Raw genomic sequence first — 15,051 nt, 5'->3', positions numbered from 1 at the left:
AGGGTGCGGCATTAATAGCATTGGGCGGGTGACATCGCAAAGCATAACGTGGGGCCACAAACAACAAGAGGAACCCGTCATGCGCATCGTAGACATCCGTGAAAAAACTGTTTCTATTGCCTCTCCAATTGCCAACGCCTATATCGATTTCTCCAAGATGACCTGCTCGGTCGTCGCTGTCATCACGGATGTGATTCGCGATGGCAAGCCTGTCATCGGTTACGGTTTCAACTCCAATGGTCGCTACGGTCAAGGTGCCTTGATGCGTGATCGCTTCCTGGCGCGTATTACCGAAGCTGATCCAGACACGCTTGTCGACCATGAAAACAATAACCTGGATCCGTTTGCCATCTGGAAAGCCCTGATGACCAACGAAAAGCCTGGGGGTCACGGTGAGCGCTCAGTAGCAGTTGGCACTATCGACATGGCTGTATGGGATGCCGTCGCCAAGATCGAAGGCAAACCTCTCTATCGTCTGCTGGCTGATCGTTACCGTAACGGCGTGGCCGATGACAAGGTCTGGGTCTACGCAGCAGGTGGCTACTACTACCCAGGCAAAGACCAGACCAAACTCAAGGCAGAAATGCAAAGCTACCTGGATCGTGGCTACGACGTTGTCAAAATGAAGATCGGTGCGGTGCCACTGGACGAAGATATCCGTCGCATCGAAGCGGTACTCGAAGTGGTTGGGGACGGTCGTCGACTGGCGGTAGATGCCAACGGGCGCTTCGATCTTCAGACCGGTATTGCTTACGCGGAAGCCATCAAGAAGTACAACCTGTTCTGGTACGAGGAGATCGGTGACCCGCTCGATTACGCACTCCAAGCTGAGCTTGCCAATCACTATGAATTGCCCATGGCGACCGGGGAAAACCTGTTTTCCCACCAAGACGCTCGTAACTTGCTGCGTCACGGCGGCATGCGCCCGGATCGCGACTTCCTACAGTTCGACTGTGCGCTGTCCTATGGGCTCGTGGAGTACATGCGCACCCTGAAAGTGATGGAAGAAATGGGCTGGTCTTCCCGCCGCGTAGTTCCGCACGGTGGTCACCAGATGTCCCTGAACATCGCAGCCGGTCTGCACCTGGGCGGCAACGAATCTTACCCCGACGTGTTCCAGCCTTTCGGTGGCTTCGCCGATGGAATCAAGGTGGAAAATGGTTATGTCGGCCTGCCAGATATCCCAGGTGTTGGCTTCGAAGCCAAGTCTGCCTTGTACGCAGTCATGCGCGAGCTAGGCGAAGGCTGATCAAGCTCGATCTGCGGTTTCTTTCAAAGAGACCGCAGACTCAGGCGTCATCCGCTGACGCCAAACCACATGCCCATCACAAAAATAAAATGAGGTGCTTCCGTGGAAATTTCCAAGTCCCGCTGGTACAGCCAGCTATATGTGCAGGTGCTGATCGGCATCGTCATCGGCGCTGCGATTGGTCACTTTGAACCGCAATTCGGAGCCAAGCTTCAACCTTTTGCCGATGGCTTTATCAAACTCATCAAAATGCTGTTGGCGCCTATTATTTTCGGTACCGTCGTGGTTGGTATCGCCAAGATGGGCAGCATCAAGGAGGTTGGGCGGATCGGCGTCAAAGCGCTGCTCTACTTTGAAATCCTTTCAACCATTGCGCTAGTCATCGGCCTTATTGTGGTCAACATCGCAAAGCCAGGCGCCGGGATGAATATCAACGCTACCACGCTTGATGCCAGCGCTATCGCCAAGTACAGCCAAGCCGCCACGGAACAGGGCGGCACTATCGATTTCTTTCTCAACATCATCCCAAGCACCTTCATTGGCGCATTCTCCAATGGCGTTATGCTTCAGGTCATTCTGATTTCGGTGTTGATGGGCGTAGCCCTCGTTCAGATGGGCGAAACCAGCAAGCCGCTCATCAATACCATCGACTTATTTCTGCAAGGGCTGTTCAAGATCGTGGCAATGGTGATGCGCCTGGCTCCCCTTGGTGCCGGCGCCGGGATGGCTTTCACTATAGGCAAGTACGGCATTGGAACCTTGCTTTCACTCGGCCAACTGCTGGTTGCGCTCTACATCACCACCTTGATTTTCATCGTGGTGGTGCTGGGCACTGTTGCCAGATGGTCGGGCATGCCGCTGATGCAATTTCTTCGTTATTTCAAAGATGAAATTCTCATCACGCTTGGCACCTGTTCAACCGAAGCCGTGCTTCCGCGAATGATGGTGAAACTTGAAAAGCTGGGCTGCAAGAAGTCAGTGGTGGGCATGGTGCTACCCACTGGATATGCCTTCAATGCGGATGGCACCTGCATTTACCTCACCATGGCGGCGATTTTTATCGCACAGGCAACCAATACTCCACTGACGTTTATGGATCAGATGATTCTGTTGGGCGTCTTCCTGCTGACCTCAAAAGGCTCCGCTGGCGTCGCAGGTGCCGGGTTCATAACCCTTGCGGCAACGCTAACAACCATCCACTCCATTCCTCTGGTGGGCCTCGTCTTGCTACTGGGCATTGACCGATTCCTGAACGAAGCACGGGCCGTGACCAACCTGATTGGTAACGGCATCGGCACCATCGCCATTGCCAAGTGGGACAACTCGTTCGATGTCGAGGCCTGCGAGCGTGAAATCGCCGCCATGAAACACGAAAAAGCGGCCAGGAAGGCATTGCTGGCGCAGAAATAATCTGCAAAGGGAGCCGGTCATCTCGCCTTAGAAAAGGTTGTGACCGGTAGTGCCTTCCAGGTTTCGTTCAAATCGAATGAGACCAACAAATTACTTGTAAGAATTTGATGGAGCCAAAAATGATTGAGCGATCACATCATGAACTGCGCGAGGCGTTTGGTGATTTACTCCAGGGAACCGTATGCAAATTTGCTGCTTCTGTATTCGACCCGATCTCGGTTCGTATGGCTTCCGACCTTGGCTTTGAGGTCGCCATTCAAGGCGGCTCCGTCGCCTCGCTTCAGGTACTCGGGGCGCCGGACATCGCACTGCTTACGCTGGATGAGTATGTCGAGCAGGTTTCCAGAGTCGGACGGGCCAGCCAAATCCCAATCATTGGTGACGCTGACCATGGATTCGGAAACGCGCTGAATGTAATGCGAACAGTGACCGAGCTGCAGAAAGCCGGTGTCGCTGCCCTAACCCTAGAAGACACCCATCTTCCGGCCAAGTACGACGAGCAGTCGCATGTGCTTATCGAGAGGGAAGAAGCCGCCGCCAAGATTTACGCTGCGCGGTTTGCCCGTTCAGATGATGCGCTCAGCATCATCGCCCGAACGAATGTGGCCGTTACCACCTTGGAAGATTCCATTGCACGCACTACGGCCTATGAAAAAGCCGGGGCCGACGCGATTTGCCTCGCCGGAGTGAAAGACTTCCAACACTTGGAAGCACTCACAGCACATCTCAGCGTGCCGATCATGCTGATCAATTATGGAAATCCTGCTCTGAGCGATTTCGGGAAACTGAGTGCAGCAAACGTGCGGATTGTGGTCAATGGGCATGCACCCTATCTGTCCGCAATCAAAGCGACTTACGAGGCGCTGCGCGAACAGAGCGGCACAGAGGGGAGCGAGTTATCCCTCCCTGAGCTGCTTTCTAAATACACGCTCTCGGACAATTACCGAGAGTGGGCAAAGACCTATTTGAAGTCAGAACACGATTCGAATTGAGTTTGAAACAGGTGAAATAAAGCGTCATGAAAAAGACAATCCTGGCCTTCAGCCGCGTCTCACCCAAGCTGCTTGAGCCTTACAAAGAGAAGTACAACATCATCGTCATGCGTCCCGAGCTTGGTGACATGGATGCCCAGTTCGAAGATGCCATTCCCAGTGCTCATGGACTGATCGGCGGCAATCGTCGTCTGGGTGAAGCTGAGCTCGCATCGGCTAAAAACCTTGAGATCATTTCGAGCATATCGGTTGGCTACGACAACTATGACCTCAGCTATCTAAATGGCCGAGGGATCATGTTGACCAACACGCCAGATGTCTTGAACGAAACCACAGCTGATCTAGCTTTCGCTCTGATCCTGGCCACAGCGAGACGCATCCCTGAGCTGGATGCTTGGACGAAAGCCGGCAATTGGACGAAGACCATCGAAGCATCCCACTTCGGATGCGATGTGCATGGAAAGACCTTGGGCATTATCGGTTTAGGCAAAATTGGAGAGGCCATCGCGCGTAGAGGGCGTTTCGGTTTTGGCATGAACATCTTCTATAGCGGCAACAATCGTAAACCGGAGCTTGAGAGAGAACTCGGTGCGCGGTTCGTCCCGCAAGAGAAGCTTTTAAGCGAGTCTCATTTTGTCTGTCCGGTAGTGCCGTTGACGGACGGCACGAGAAACCTCATCGGACGTAAGGAGCTAGCGTTGATGGGCCCGGAGAGTATTTTGATTAACGTTTCTCGCGGCCCTGTGGTTGATCAGGACGCACTCCTTCGAGCGCTTGAGGAGAAAACGATACGAGCAGCGGGTTTAGATGTTTACGTGAAAGAACCGCTTGTGAGTTCAGGTCTTTTCAAATTGGAGAATGTTGTCACTGTGCCTCATATCGGCTCTGCAACAAGCGATACACGCAATGCGATGGCACTGCGTGCACTGGAAAATTTGCTTACGGGTCTCGAAGGACGGCGACCGAGAGACCTCGTGAATACTCACGAGCTAGGACACAGATGGACGCAGTGACGACAAGGACGCTGGCAGTATGGCCTCCGCGCAGGATGGATCGCGGCTTATACGTTGTGGCGCCTACTCAAGCTTAAGCCGCTCTAAACAAGATCGACTATTTGCCGACGCGCTCCGTTTCCTGTTCTCGCCACGCTTGTCCTGATCTTGATGCTAAGCATTATTCTTTTTCAGGTTTTCGGGGCTGCCAGCGCACAGACCATCCATTACCAAGCTCATCAACCTGGCGAGACGCGTGCGCCATTCGCTCTGGGAATCCATTTGCCATATACCAGCGATGGCTAGAAAAAAGTCGTCGTTAGTAATCCCACTACGAATCGTCCCGGCCTTTTCATTGGCCCTCAAAAGCAACTCGGCTGCTTCTTGGACTGGAGCGTATCCCGACTTCCCTGGGAACTCGTAAATAGACGCAGCTTGTTGTATCGCAGTCGCGAGTCCTGCCTTTGTCATAGCGTATTCAGCGAGACAGTCCATCCATTCTCTGAGCGCCTCCTTGGGAGGCTTCGTCGCGAGGAGCTGTTCAGCCAACGATGCAACCTGCTGCATCTCGAATTGATAAACCTCGAATACCAGCTTCTCTCTGGTGGCGAAGTGGCGATAGAACGTGCCCTGACCCACCCCAGCCTTCTTCGCAATAGTGCTCAACGGAACAGTAGGATCGCTAGTCAGCTCCACCACCGCGATCTCCAGAATCCGTTCCCGGTTTTTCTTTGCGTCAGAACGCATAACCAACTCGTCAGTCATGAGCAAAAATTTCCTTTACTGCATTGCTAAGCGGACAATTGTCCGGTACGGTTTTCAAGTGGACACTTGTCCGTTTATCCATCGTTTCTGGAGTTTACTATGAACAGCACTGGCAATACGATTCTGGTTACTGGCGGCACCTCAGGTATCGGCCTAGGTCTGGCGCTGCGGCTTCACAAGGCGGGTAACAACGTCATCATCGCGGGACGTCGCAAAGCTCTGCTCGACAAAATCGTGTCGGAACACCCTGGCATTGAATCCGTATTGCTGGACGTCTCCGATGCCCAATCCATCCAGCGCACTAGCGAAGCGCTTGCGATCAGTCATCCAAACCTGAACGTTCTCATCAACAACGCAGGGATCATGCATTGGGAGGATCTGACTGATCCGGAAAGCCTGAGCACAGCCGAAGATATCGTGACGACGAACTTACTTGGCACGATTCGCATGGTGTACGCATTTACTCCCCACCTGATCAAGCAACCCAGTGCAACGATAGTGAATGTCAGCTCAGCTCTGGCATTCGTCCCACTGCCCGCAACACCTACCTACAGCGCAACCAAGGCCGCAGTGCATTCATTCACTCAAAGCCTGCGAGTTCAGTTGGAAGCCTCATCAGTCGAGGTTATCGAGCTTGCGCCACCGGGTGTGCGTACCACCTTGCTTGGACAGGAAAATGACGAGCACGCGATGCCGTTGGAGGAGTTTTTGGATGAAATCTTCGAACTGCTCAAGATCTCTCCGACCCCACCAGAGCTCGTTGTTGAGCGCGCCAAGCCATTACGGTTCGCTGAAGCGAGCGGTTCACATGATGAAGTGTTGAAAATGCTCGCGGGATACAAGCCACCGGCAGCGTAACGTTTACCTCGTGGGTACACCTGATTCCATCCAGGGGGGCAGATCATATCTGCGCCCCTGGCGGTGCAACCGCGTCTCGCTTGGCATGCTCAGACGCACGTACTGAGAAATTAAGAAAGAGTTGGTCACTCAATCGCGTCACGCTGATCACCGCCTCATACTCACCCAACCATCCGTGCGCATGGCACCAGATTCAAGCTACTCGACGTCCTCGCGCGCGCAGATTCGTCTTCTCTTAGAACGAATTATCAAGTAGCCGCGCAGTGGTACTTCATCTGAAAAAAAGCCGCCAACCTCGGAAGCTGTTGACACACGGCGGGTGTACGCATAATTTATGTAGCACACTACATAATAGTAGACGATATATATGAATTCGGCACCACGCAGCGTAGCCACAGAACTCTCCTTCGCGCTCAACGCAGCTGCGAACCGGATGGTTCGATTACACAAACCGTTTCTCGAACCGCTTGGCCTCACCTTCTCGCAGTACCTGGTCACGCTGGAGCTTTTGAACGGGTCGCCTCTTTCTGTGAGCGATTTATGTGATCGCCTCGACATGGAGACCGGCACGCTTACGCCGCTACTAAAGAGGCTTGAAGCTGCTGGAGTGATTACACGCACACGCGATTCCTCCGATGAACGTCGAGTGCTTATTGATCTCACAGAACCTAGCCGTGCCATGGAGGATGAGCTTCGCAGCATCACCGACAAGATCAGAACTGCGTGCCAGCTCACGTCAGAAGATCTTGAGGAGCTTCGGTGCACACTTGAGGGTCTGGCGCGACCGGCTACCACTTAGTACCTGCCCTAGAAGCGGCTAGCAACGGCAGAGCTTTAGCAGCGGGTTGGCAGTTGCAGATTAGACACAAGCGCACAGAGCCGCGATGCGCTTGCAGAAGAGTTAGCGAAGCGAATGCCTTGCCGAGAAGCTCCCCGCGCAGATCCACATGTCATGCACACCTAAGCTCCAAAGATGAGGAATCTCTATGAACATCGGAATTATTGGTAGCGGATTTATCGGGGGAACACTAGCAAAACTGCTCAGCGCTGCCGGCCATACAGTAAGGGTCGCTAACTCCCGTGGGCCAAATACCGTTAATGCTGACGTGCTTTCCACGGGCGCGCTGGCGGTCACGAAAGAAGAAGCTTTGGTTGGCGCCGACGTCGTGATTCTTTCGATCCCTTTTATCCGCATTCCGGATCTTAAAACGCTTCTTGCCGAGCTTCCTGAAGAAAGCGTAATCATCGACACATCCAACTATATACCGGCGCGCGACGAGCGATTGGAAGCCATCGAGAATGGCCAGCCTGACAGTGTCTGGGCATCCGAACAAATTGGTCGTCCACTCGCAAAAGCTTGGAACACGATTTACTCCGCGTCATTAAACGAAGCGGGTAGGCCTGCTGGCGACCCGGATCGCATTGCCGTCCCTATCGCTGCGGATCGTGATCACGACCGTGTCGTGACGATGTCACTGGTCGAGGATTCCGGATTCGATGCCTACCATGCTGGCTCGTTAGCAGAATCCTGGAGACAACAGTGCGGCACTCCTTGCTATTGCACTGAGGTAACGCTTGAGTCCCTGCCGCAGGCACTGACAGACGCGGATCTGGCGCGCGCTCGAAAGCGTCAAGATCTTTTCTTCGCGGTGTATGAAGAAAGGTTTGGCACAATCGGAACAAATCCAAGCCGCGACTACATTGTTCAGCTTTCGAAGTTGATATATGGATGAAGTAGTCGTCATAACAGCACTTCGACGAAGCTTTATAAGAACACAGAGAATGTGAAGCGCGAACTATTAAAAGTCTAAAGCGACTTGGTGGGTTTTCAATCTCTCACACATGGCCAGCGTTTTCACAACAACTGTTTGGCAACTGAACGCTAAGGCGAGCCAGTAGCAGTCATTCACGTAATTACTTCAATCTTGCTTACATGCGAGGAGTTATTTAAATGAAAATCGGAATTATCGGCGCAGGTAACATTGGGGCTACCCTTGCCCGTAAGCTCGCGGCGGGCGGTCACGAAGTTAAACTGGCAAACTCGAAAGGCCCGCAGAGCATTCAGAGTCTTGCCAATGAAATCGGCGTAAATGCGGTTACTAAGGAAGAGGCGGTGTCTGAGGTAGACGTCGTTATCCTCTCGATCCCCTTCGCAAGCTACCCTGATCTCAAACAGACCTTGAGCAATGTGCCGGAGACAACCGTCGTCATTGACACGTCCAATTATTATCCGGGACGCGACGGGGCAATCAAAGAAGTTGACGGCGGCAAGCCTGAGAGCGTTTGGGTAAGCGAACAGATTGGTCACCCAGTTGTTAAGGCATGGAACGCCGTACTGGCTGCGACCCTTGCCGATAAAGGTCAACCAGCCGGTTCTTCAGCGCGCATAGCCATACCTGTAGCTGGGGGAGATACCAGAGCTGAAACAATCGCGCAGGATCTTGTTGAGGATACGGGCTTTATCGCGCTTGCCTCAGGCCCCCTTGAAGATTCATGGCGCCAGCAACCAGGTACACCTGCTTACTGCACTGAACTGACCTTGCAGGAACTCAAATTGGCACTGAAAGCGGCAGACAAGGCACGGGCACCTCAAAACCGCGATGCACTGATCGCTAAGTTCATGACTCCCGGCAGCCAGTTTACTCATGAGCAAATTGTTGCCGCCAATCGCGCAATGACGGCCTGACTTTTCGGATAAGGTGGGATCTGTATCTAGTATCCCACCCTTATTGATCGCATAGCTAAGCTCTCTCCAGAAACATCGACGGTAAGGCCAACTACTCTGCCAAGGTACACATTCAAAACTCATCCTTCTCCTCTCCCAGCTCAAACTCACTTAACCCACCTAAGTAGATTTTTCGGCACGGCATCTGGGAAATGAAGCCTTGAGCAAGAAGCATCCGGGGTATTTCGTACATGAGCCCCGATACGTCCACTGGCTCCGACAGGGCAGTCTTGGCTTGGTGGACAAACGCCTCCAAATCGAACTCCCGCGTGACGACGAATGGGCCAGTCCGGTCATACCCCTCATAGACCCCCGATGCAATACAGATCAGCTCGCCCGCTTTCAGGAACATGCTTCGAGCCTTCAGACCTGGGCCGGTCATGGGCGGTACGCTCTATTGCAGAAGGTGCGGGGACAGATGATGCTGACCACGAGACAACCGCAGAAAATGGCGCAGGCTCGCACGCCCATTACCGTGCTGAAACGTCGCGATCACGTAGCGTGAATTCTCTGTGGTAAGTACCCAAAATCGGCCCTCGCGCTCCGCCTTAATCACGTCAGAAGTCCGGATCAGGTGACCGTCGCCGAACCGTCCATATTGGTCTTTACGGTTGTGACCAAACACGACGCCTAATCCAGCACGAGCCTTTATGGATACTCCGCAGAGATAGGCAGTGATCGGTTTTTCGAAGCCTTGCGCTTGTGCTTTTAGGATTCGTTCGAGATCGAAATCCGTATGTCGTTTTCCATGAAAATTCACATCCAGAGTGTTCAGCATAATTGCGCTCCTTTCGCAGCCCGTATGGCGTTACCAGGAAATCCACACGGAAACATCTGCGCTGATATCGTGTGGGATTCTTGGTAAATCTCAGGCTGTACGAATCATGTTCGCGTGATAGATCGGACGAAGGTTGCTCAGTGCATCAGTGTTGAAGCCAGGTTGGTGAGAGCTGTGATATTTGGAGCCTGTCTCGACCTCCAGCAGGCAGACAACACACTCGTGCTGGTCTTCGCCAAGCGTCACCTTGGTCAGTTTCTCCATCCGCCAAGCTCCCGTGCCATTCATGTGGGCGGGAGTGACTACTTGTACCTCTGTAATGATCGTCTCAGCGTCTTGGGCAATCAGCAGTTGCTGAAGCCGTGGTTCGCTGTCGATCATCAGAACCGCCTCTGAAGTTCTGTCCTCGTACATGGCCTGGACAGTTACGTGATACCAGTGATTACGAAGCACTTTGGATACCTGATGCCATTGGTACTGGCCTTCACCAAACATCCCCGGCATGCCACGCATGTCGGCATCGTGTGTTCTAAACATTGTATTTCCTGAGCCTCAAAGGGCTCCGTTACGAAGCGCATGTTAGAAGAAGGAAAATACTTCCTTCAGGCTGGCAGGCTGTTCATGGCCAGGGCCAATCAAGACGTAGACAGTGTTCCTGGTTTCGAGCACAACCCCGTCGTGGAAACCGGTGCACATGCTTGAACGAACCCAATCCCCCCTCTCGAAACGACCTTGGCTATCCTCGGCCACGTTGTGAGCAAACAGGATCATCGGGAGCTGGCCCGCTGCATGCAGTTTGGCGAGTTCGTCGGTGGTGACTTCAATTCGAAATATTGTCCAGTCTCGGACTAGGCAGTAAGCCTTTTTGGGAAAGCGCTCGACTGCTAAGGCTCGAGCTTCAGAGCTGCTCGACAGGCCCTCAAGTGGTGTCCGTGGCCCATTCATGAAGTCAGGTTCTTCGACGCTAGCCATAGGGCTTCCTTTCATTAATAACCGGGAAATTGACATTTCAATCCCGCTTGTTGTCGCTCGCACTTGAGCAGATGGCTCCCGCAAGCGAGGTGCGTAGCTCCGCTTACGGATGTATATGCATCGAAAAGCAGGCTTCAAAAACGCTGAAAGCACCGCAATACGGATCATAGCCCGTGTTATGGTGCGTCGCAATATGGCCTTATCCTCGATTTGCTTGGGGAAATGTCATGGAGGCCGCAGAAGCCCTAGCTGTAGTGGTGCGAGCACTGCGTAGAAAAAAAGGTCTTACGCAAGAAAACCTGATCACTATTGACCGTTCCTATTGGGGCCGGATTGAGCGTGGGGAGGTGAACATCACGATTGATTTGCTCATTCGTCTTGCAGCGCTGCTAGAGGTTGAACCGGCCTCATTGATTCTCATGGCGACGTCTCTACAGTCCAACGAGCCGCTTAGGGACGGGCTGAAGCGTCTGAATAAGCAACTAAATAGGATTAAGAAGGACAGCGTAGATATTGAGATGGAGTCGTTGGTAAGTGCAGGGAAGCTTCCTCCTGGTCGACCAGCGCGATCCGGGGCAGCGCAGAAAGCGGCAGAGGCAAATCGCCTCAACAGTGAGGGAGTCTCAGTGACCGAGATATCGGAAGCTTTGGGTCTGTCTAAAACTACTATTCGTAGGTATTTGACCAGCAAGTCCGAACAGCAGTGATCTTTGAATGACCAGCGCCAGGCTGAAAATGTCCCAAGAAGGTTTGCTGTGGAAGACAGCCCTGAGCCATCTCGGCGCCACAGAATTGCATCAACTCGTGGTCGGCTTATGGGTAGAAGCACGGCCTTCCGCCCGACCAACCGTCGAGTACCTGGAAAGTCTGCACATTGGCAATGACTTGCTGAATATACTGAGAATTGCCCAAGTAGCTGTGGGTGCGGTAGTACCTTACAGGCCGCTTGAGCCAGACAGGATCGCGATTTATTCGGCTCATGCGGAGCATCTCGCCGGCAAGTTGTTGCAGGCCATGCCGGTCGGAAAGCTGCCGCCCAGCTTGAAGGGTGTAAGGCTTGAGATTGATCTGGGAATGTAGATCGAGTACCGCGTGAGTTGCAAATACTTCCAGAGGACGCACTGGAGCAGCCATCCTAGTAGAATTCGTCGAGCTGATTACCGCACCCTTGAGATGTTCTATGAACGCTGATTTAACCGAAGAAGAAATGCGTCGTGCCCTTTTTGGTACGTCTCAGCAAGAGGAGCAAGTTTCTACTCCGCTAGTGCAGGAGCCTGTGCCAGAGATCGTTTTCACGAAGCCTGCAGAGGCTCCACTAGCCAAGAAGAAAGTGGCGAAAGCGTTTACGCCAAGACTGCGGGTAACGCTCAGGGTTGGGAACGAGTTTGAGGGGGAAATGACCGAGTTGATTCACGAGGCTGATACGTTGAGCTCGTTGCTTGCCGAGCAAGACGCCGTTAGGGCTGCAAGGAAGAAGTACAAATATGTTGAAGTAGTATCCGTTAAATCGACGTAGCTGCCAAAATTGACCTTGCTAAACGCCTGTTGCTAGGCCCGCTCGGATAACCAGAGTTTGGCACCTGGCTGAGTTAGCCAAGCATTCTTGATGCGCTAGAAGCATTTGCGGATGACTAAGCTGTACAGCTGTCCAGCGAGGTGGCGAACGCTACAAAGCCCCGTGAATACTTGGAAGTGCTGACTGAGGCAACTGTGCCCGTGCCCTTCCTCTTTAGGCTGTTCTGCAGGCCATCGGGATGCTCGAAATTAAGCACCGTCGGTCGGGCAAGGGTTCGAAGCCGGTTTGCTTAATTTCTTATGACTCTGACGCTCCTGTATTCTGGCTCGAATCGACAAAGCCAATTCAGGTATAGCATTTGCCCTCCAATATTCCTCCTTCTGAGCTGGACATCCTTCGCCAGGAAAACGCCAAGCTCACCGCCCGCATCTCTCACATCGAATCTTACAATCGTCTGGTGCTCGACAGTGCTGTGGATTATGCAGTGATTACTGCTGATGCATCCGGTCGTGTAACTGACTGGAGTGAAGGCGCGCGTCGGATCCTGGGTTGGGCAAAAGAGGAGATGCTTGGCAGCTCATTGCACAAGATCTTCACTCCTGAAGATTGTGAAAACGGCATCCCAGAAAGGGAGATAGGCTCAGCGGTAAGCCAAGGCCGGGCAAATGATGACCGTTGGCATCTCCGTTCAAACGGAGAGCGTTTCTGGGCAAGTGGCGTGATGATGCCCATGCTGCAAGACGGCAATCTTATTGGCGTCGTAAAAATCCTGCGTGACCTAACCAGCCAGATGGCGGTCGACAAACAGCGTCAACTCTTCGCAAAACAGCTAGAGACGCAATTCCAGGAGATTGCCGAGAGTATTCCCCAACTGGTGTGGATATCTGACGCCACTGGGAATGACCTCTACTTCAACCCCAAGTGGTTGGAATTTAGTGGTCGTACGAGCGACCAGCTACGTGACCATGCATGGCATGCGTTCATTCCTGCCGAGACTCGTGATCGAATCGCCAGTCATCGAGCCAAGGCTATAGCGGAGCAGTTTCCTTGGGAAGATACCTTCCAAATGCGGGATCGGAACGGAAAGGAGAGTTGGTTCCTTTGCAGAGCGTTACCTATTCGCGACGAAGCTGGCGATATCGTCAAATGGTTCTCGACCTGCACTGACGTCGATGTCATGCAGCTCAAGTCAGACCACTTTGAACACGATGCAGGTAATCTGAGAGCTAACGCTGCGATTCAGGATGCGGCGCTGCAAAGCTCCAATTTCGAGCTGAAGCAAGCCAATACAGGACGAGCAGCTGCAGAAGATCAGGTACGACAGCTTCAGAAAATGGAAGCCGTGGGTCAGCTGACAGGCGGGATAGCCCACGATTTCAACAATATGTTGACGATTATCATCGGCGGCCTGTACCTGCTAAAGAGTCGCCTGGAACGGGGTGAGAACGACGTCGAGAAGTTTATCGAGCTCTCCCTTGAGGGAACATCTCGTGCAGCCCAACTCACTCACCGCCTATTGGCATTCGCCAGACAGCAGCCACTATCTCCTGAACCTGTTGACCTCAACCGGCTCGTCAGTGGTATGTCGGATCTGCTGCAAAGGTCGTTGGGTAGTAACATAAAGCTTGAGTTTGTTCGTCATGCCGGACTGTGGCCTACCTTTGCCGACTTCAGTAGTCTAGAGCAATCAATTCTTAACCTCTGTGTCAATGCACGTGATGCAATGACCGAAGGTGGCCGGATCACAGTTGAGACCGGTAACGTCTACGTAGATGACAACTACGCGGCGCAAGAGCTGATAACGCCTGGTCAGTACGTCATGGTTGCAGTCACAGACACCGGAACTGGTATTCCGGATGAAGTAATGGCTCGCGTGTTTGAACCCTACTTCACAACTAAGGACGTCGGTAAAGGAACCGGGCTTGGTCTTGCCCAGGTTTACGGATTCGCGAAGCAATCCAAAGGCCATCTCAAGCTCTATTCAGAGCTCGACCACGGGACTTCAGTGAAGCTCTATCTGCCGCGTTACTCGGGCATCGATCAACCGCTGGAGCGTGTTGTCGTCAAGGAACATGAAGTACCTCGTGCCAAGCTTGGCGAAAGAGTGCTGGTGGTCGAGGATGATCCGATAGTAAGGCTGATCAGCGTCGAGTCGTTAATTGAACTGGGCTACGAGGTTCTAGAGGCAGACTCGGGCAAGGCTGCGCTGCAAATCCTTAAGACTCACTCCGACGTCTCCTTGTTGTTTACTGACGTGGTGATGCCAGAGATGACCGGCAAGCAACTGGCTGATGAGGTATCCACGAAATGGGCGTCTCTGCCAGTGCTCTACACCACGGGGTATACGCGGAACGCGATAGTCCACAACGAGACGTTGGACAAGGGGGTAGTTCTTCTTCCTAAGCCGTTCACGCTGCGTGAGCTCGCGCTGAAAGTAAGGCAAGTGCTTGACCGGTAATCTACGGACATCCGCCTGATCAGGAGTAAGCGCTTCAAACGGCGCCTTTTGTTGGCAGAATTTATCTCCGTTCTGCCAGCCATCTACCTGCACCGTCCTGAGAAGGATATGTTGCGCCAGAGTAGGTCATAAGCAACGATTAGCCAAATGCCTCACGTATCGAACACTTCACGATGTCCGATGCAGAGCCTTCGAGAAAGTGCTCTGGGATGATGAAATCGAAGGGCCAATGGTTAACATAAATGACGGTCGTGCCGCGTCTTAAAACGCGAACTACGCCGACATGCATGAGCGCCTCATCCAGTTTGCCATGGCTACGGCGGGATGCAGACGTCC

The 15,051-nt window shown here is 53.0% G+C and carries 17 protein-coding genes; 12 read left to right on the top strand and 5 right to left on the bottom strand.

From position 1 onward, the window contains the following. Positions 1–79: 79 nt before the first annotated feature. The 4 genes from ACP7C6_RS11335 to ACP7C6_RS11320 all read left to right on the top strand — a co-directional run bounded on the left by ACP7C6_RS11335 (position 80) and on the right by ACP7C6_RS11320 (position 4,664). Positions 80–1,249 carry a mandelate racemase/muconate lactonizing enzyme family protein gene (locus ACP7C6_RS11335; protein ID WP_053123197.1) on the top strand — a complete coding sequence of 390 codons (1,170 nt, stop codon included), beginning with the start codon at positions 80–82 and terminating at the stop codon, positions 1,247–1,249. Between the two features lie 102 nt (positions 1,250–1,351). Continuing rightward, the gene (gene dctA, locus ACP7C6_RS11330; protein WP_122590618.1) at positions 1,352–2,659 is read left to right on the top strand and encodes a C4-dicarboxylate transporter DctA; all 1,308 of its coding nucleotides are present in this window, start codon (positions 1,352–1,354) and stop codon (positions 2,657–2,659) included. Between the two features lie 119 nt (positions 2,660–2,778). Next, positions 2,779–3,651, top strand: a complete 873-nt coding sequence (locus ACP7C6_RS11325; protein WP_426108728.1) for an isocitrate lyase/PEP mutase family protein — start codon at positions 2,779–2,781, stop codon at positions 3,649–3,651. Positions 3,652–3,677: 26 nt separating this feature from the next. Beyond that, positions 3,678–4,664: a 2-hydroxyacid dehydrogenase gene (locus tag ACP7C6_RS11320; RefSeq protein ID WP_426108727.1), complete on the top strand. Its 987-nt coding sequence runs from the start codon at positions 3,678–3,680 to the stop codon at positions 4,662–4,664. A 153-nt stretch (positions 4,665–4,817) separates the two neighbouring features. On the opposite strand, the gene ACP7C6_RS11315 is transcribed toward ACP7C6_RS11320, so the two are convergent. Continuing rightward, a complete protein-coding gene (locus ACP7C6_RS11315) occupies positions 4,818–5,408 on the bottom strand; it encodes a TetR/AcrR family transcriptional regulator (RefSeq protein ID WP_426108726.1) in 591 nt (196 codons plus the stop codon). A gap of 99 nt (positions 5,409–5,507) precedes the next feature. On the opposite strand from ACP7C6_RS11315, the gene ACP7C6_RS11310 reads away from it, so the two are divergent. From ACP7C6_RS11310 to ACP7C6_RS11295, 4 genes are all read left to right on the top strand, one after another. Further along, on the top strand, positions 5,508–6,266 hold the full coding sequence (locus ACP7C6_RS11310; protein ID WP_426108725.1) for an SDR family oxidoreductase: 759 nt from the start codon (positions 5,508–5,510) through the stop codon (positions 6,264–6,266). Positions 6,267–6,633: 367 nt separating this feature from the next. Continuing rightward, positions 6,634–7,065 carry a MarR family winged helix-turn-helix transcriptional regulator gene (locus tag ACP7C6_RS11305; RefSeq protein ID WP_122687203.1) on the top strand — a complete coding sequence of 144 codons (432 nt, stop codon included), beginning with the start codon at positions 6,634–6,636 and terminating at the stop codon, positions 7,063–7,065. Positions 7,066–7,252: 187 nt separating this feature from the next. Continuing rightward, complete coding sequence (locus tag ACP7C6_RS11300; RefSeq protein ID WP_109784874.1) at positions 7,253–7,999, top strand: NADPH-dependent F420 reductase; 747 nt, start codon at positions 7,253–7,255, stop codon at positions 7,997–7,999. Positions 8,000–8,217: 218 nt separating this feature from the next. Continuing rightward, the gene (locus tag ACP7C6_RS11295; RefSeq protein ID WP_426108724.1) at positions 8,218–8,952 is read left to right on the top strand and encodes an NADPH-dependent F420 reductase; all 735 of its coding nucleotides are present in this window, start codon (positions 8,218–8,220) and stop codon (positions 8,950–8,952) included. A 112-nt stretch (positions 8,953–9,064) separates the two neighbouring features. Here ACP7C6_RS11295 and ACP7C6_RS11290 read toward each other — a convergent pair whose 3' ends face one another. The 4 genes from ACP7C6_RS11290 to ACP7C6_RS11275 all read right to left on the bottom strand — a co-directional run bounded on the left by ACP7C6_RS11290 (position 9,065) and on the right by ACP7C6_RS11275 (position 10,741). Beyond that, complete coding sequence (locus ACP7C6_RS11290) at positions 9,065–9,343, bottom strand: hypothetical protein (RefSeq protein ID WP_426108723.1); 279 nt, start codon at positions 9,341–9,343, stop codon at positions 9,065–9,067. A gap of 42 nt (positions 9,344–9,385) precedes the next feature. Then, positions 9,386–9,769, bottom strand: a complete 384-nt coding sequence (locus ACP7C6_RS11285) for a hypothetical protein (protein WP_426108722.1) — start codon at positions 9,767–9,769, stop codon at positions 9,386–9,388. Positions 9,770–9,859: 90 nt separating this feature from the next. Continuing rightward, positions 9,860–10,306: a hypothetical protein gene (locus ACP7C6_RS11280; RefSeq protein ID WP_426108721.1), complete on the bottom strand. Its 447-nt coding sequence runs from the start codon at positions 10,304–10,306 to the stop codon at positions 9,860–9,862. Between the two features lie 42 nt (positions 10,307–10,348). Continuing rightward, complete coding sequence (locus ACP7C6_RS11275) at positions 10,349–10,741, bottom strand: DUF6957 family protein (RefSeq protein ID WP_426108720.1); 393 nt, start codon at positions 10,739–10,741, stop codon at positions 10,349–10,351. 227 nt (positions 10,742–10,968) lie between these two features. Between ACP7C6_RS11275 and ACP7C6_RS11270 the strand changes: the two genes are divergently transcribed. The 4 genes from ACP7C6_RS11270 (at position 10,969) to ACP7C6_RS11255 (ending at position 14,715) form a co-directional block, all read left to right on the top strand. Beyond that, positions 10,969–11,448 (top strand): helix-turn-helix domain-containing protein, encoded by a 480-nt coding sequence (locus ACP7C6_RS11270; RefSeq protein ID WP_426108719.1) that lies wholly within the window; start codon positions 10,969–10,971, stop codon positions 11,446–11,448. Positions 11,449–11,455: 7 nt separating this feature from the next. After that, entirely contained in the window at positions 11,456–11,821 is a 366-nt protein-coding gene (locus ACP7C6_RS11265; protein WP_426108718.1) for a hypothetical protein, read from the top strand. A 100-nt stretch (positions 11,822–11,921) separates the two neighbouring features. Further along, positions 11,922–12,257 (top strand): hypothetical protein, encoded by a 336-nt coding sequence (locus ACP7C6_RS11260; RefSeq protein WP_426108717.1) that lies wholly within the window; start codon positions 11,922–11,924, stop codon positions 12,255–12,257. A gap of 358 nt (positions 12,258–12,615) precedes the next feature. Beyond that, on the top strand, positions 12,616–14,715 hold the full coding sequence (locus tag ACP7C6_RS11255; protein ID WP_426108716.1) for a PAS domain S-box protein: 2,100 nt from the start codon (positions 12,616–12,618) through the stop codon (positions 14,713–14,715). Positions 14,716–15,051 lie beyond the last annotated feature (336 nt).

It is taken from the genome of Pseudomonas sp. TWR1-1-4 (assembly GCF_049897165.1).
GTDB classification, from domain to species: domain Bacteria; phylum Pseudomonadota; class Gammaproteobacteria; order Pseudomonadales; family Pseudomonadaceae; genus Aquipseudomonas; species Aquipseudomonas canadensis.
This window is presented reverse-complemented; position numbering and strand designations above follow the sequence as displayed.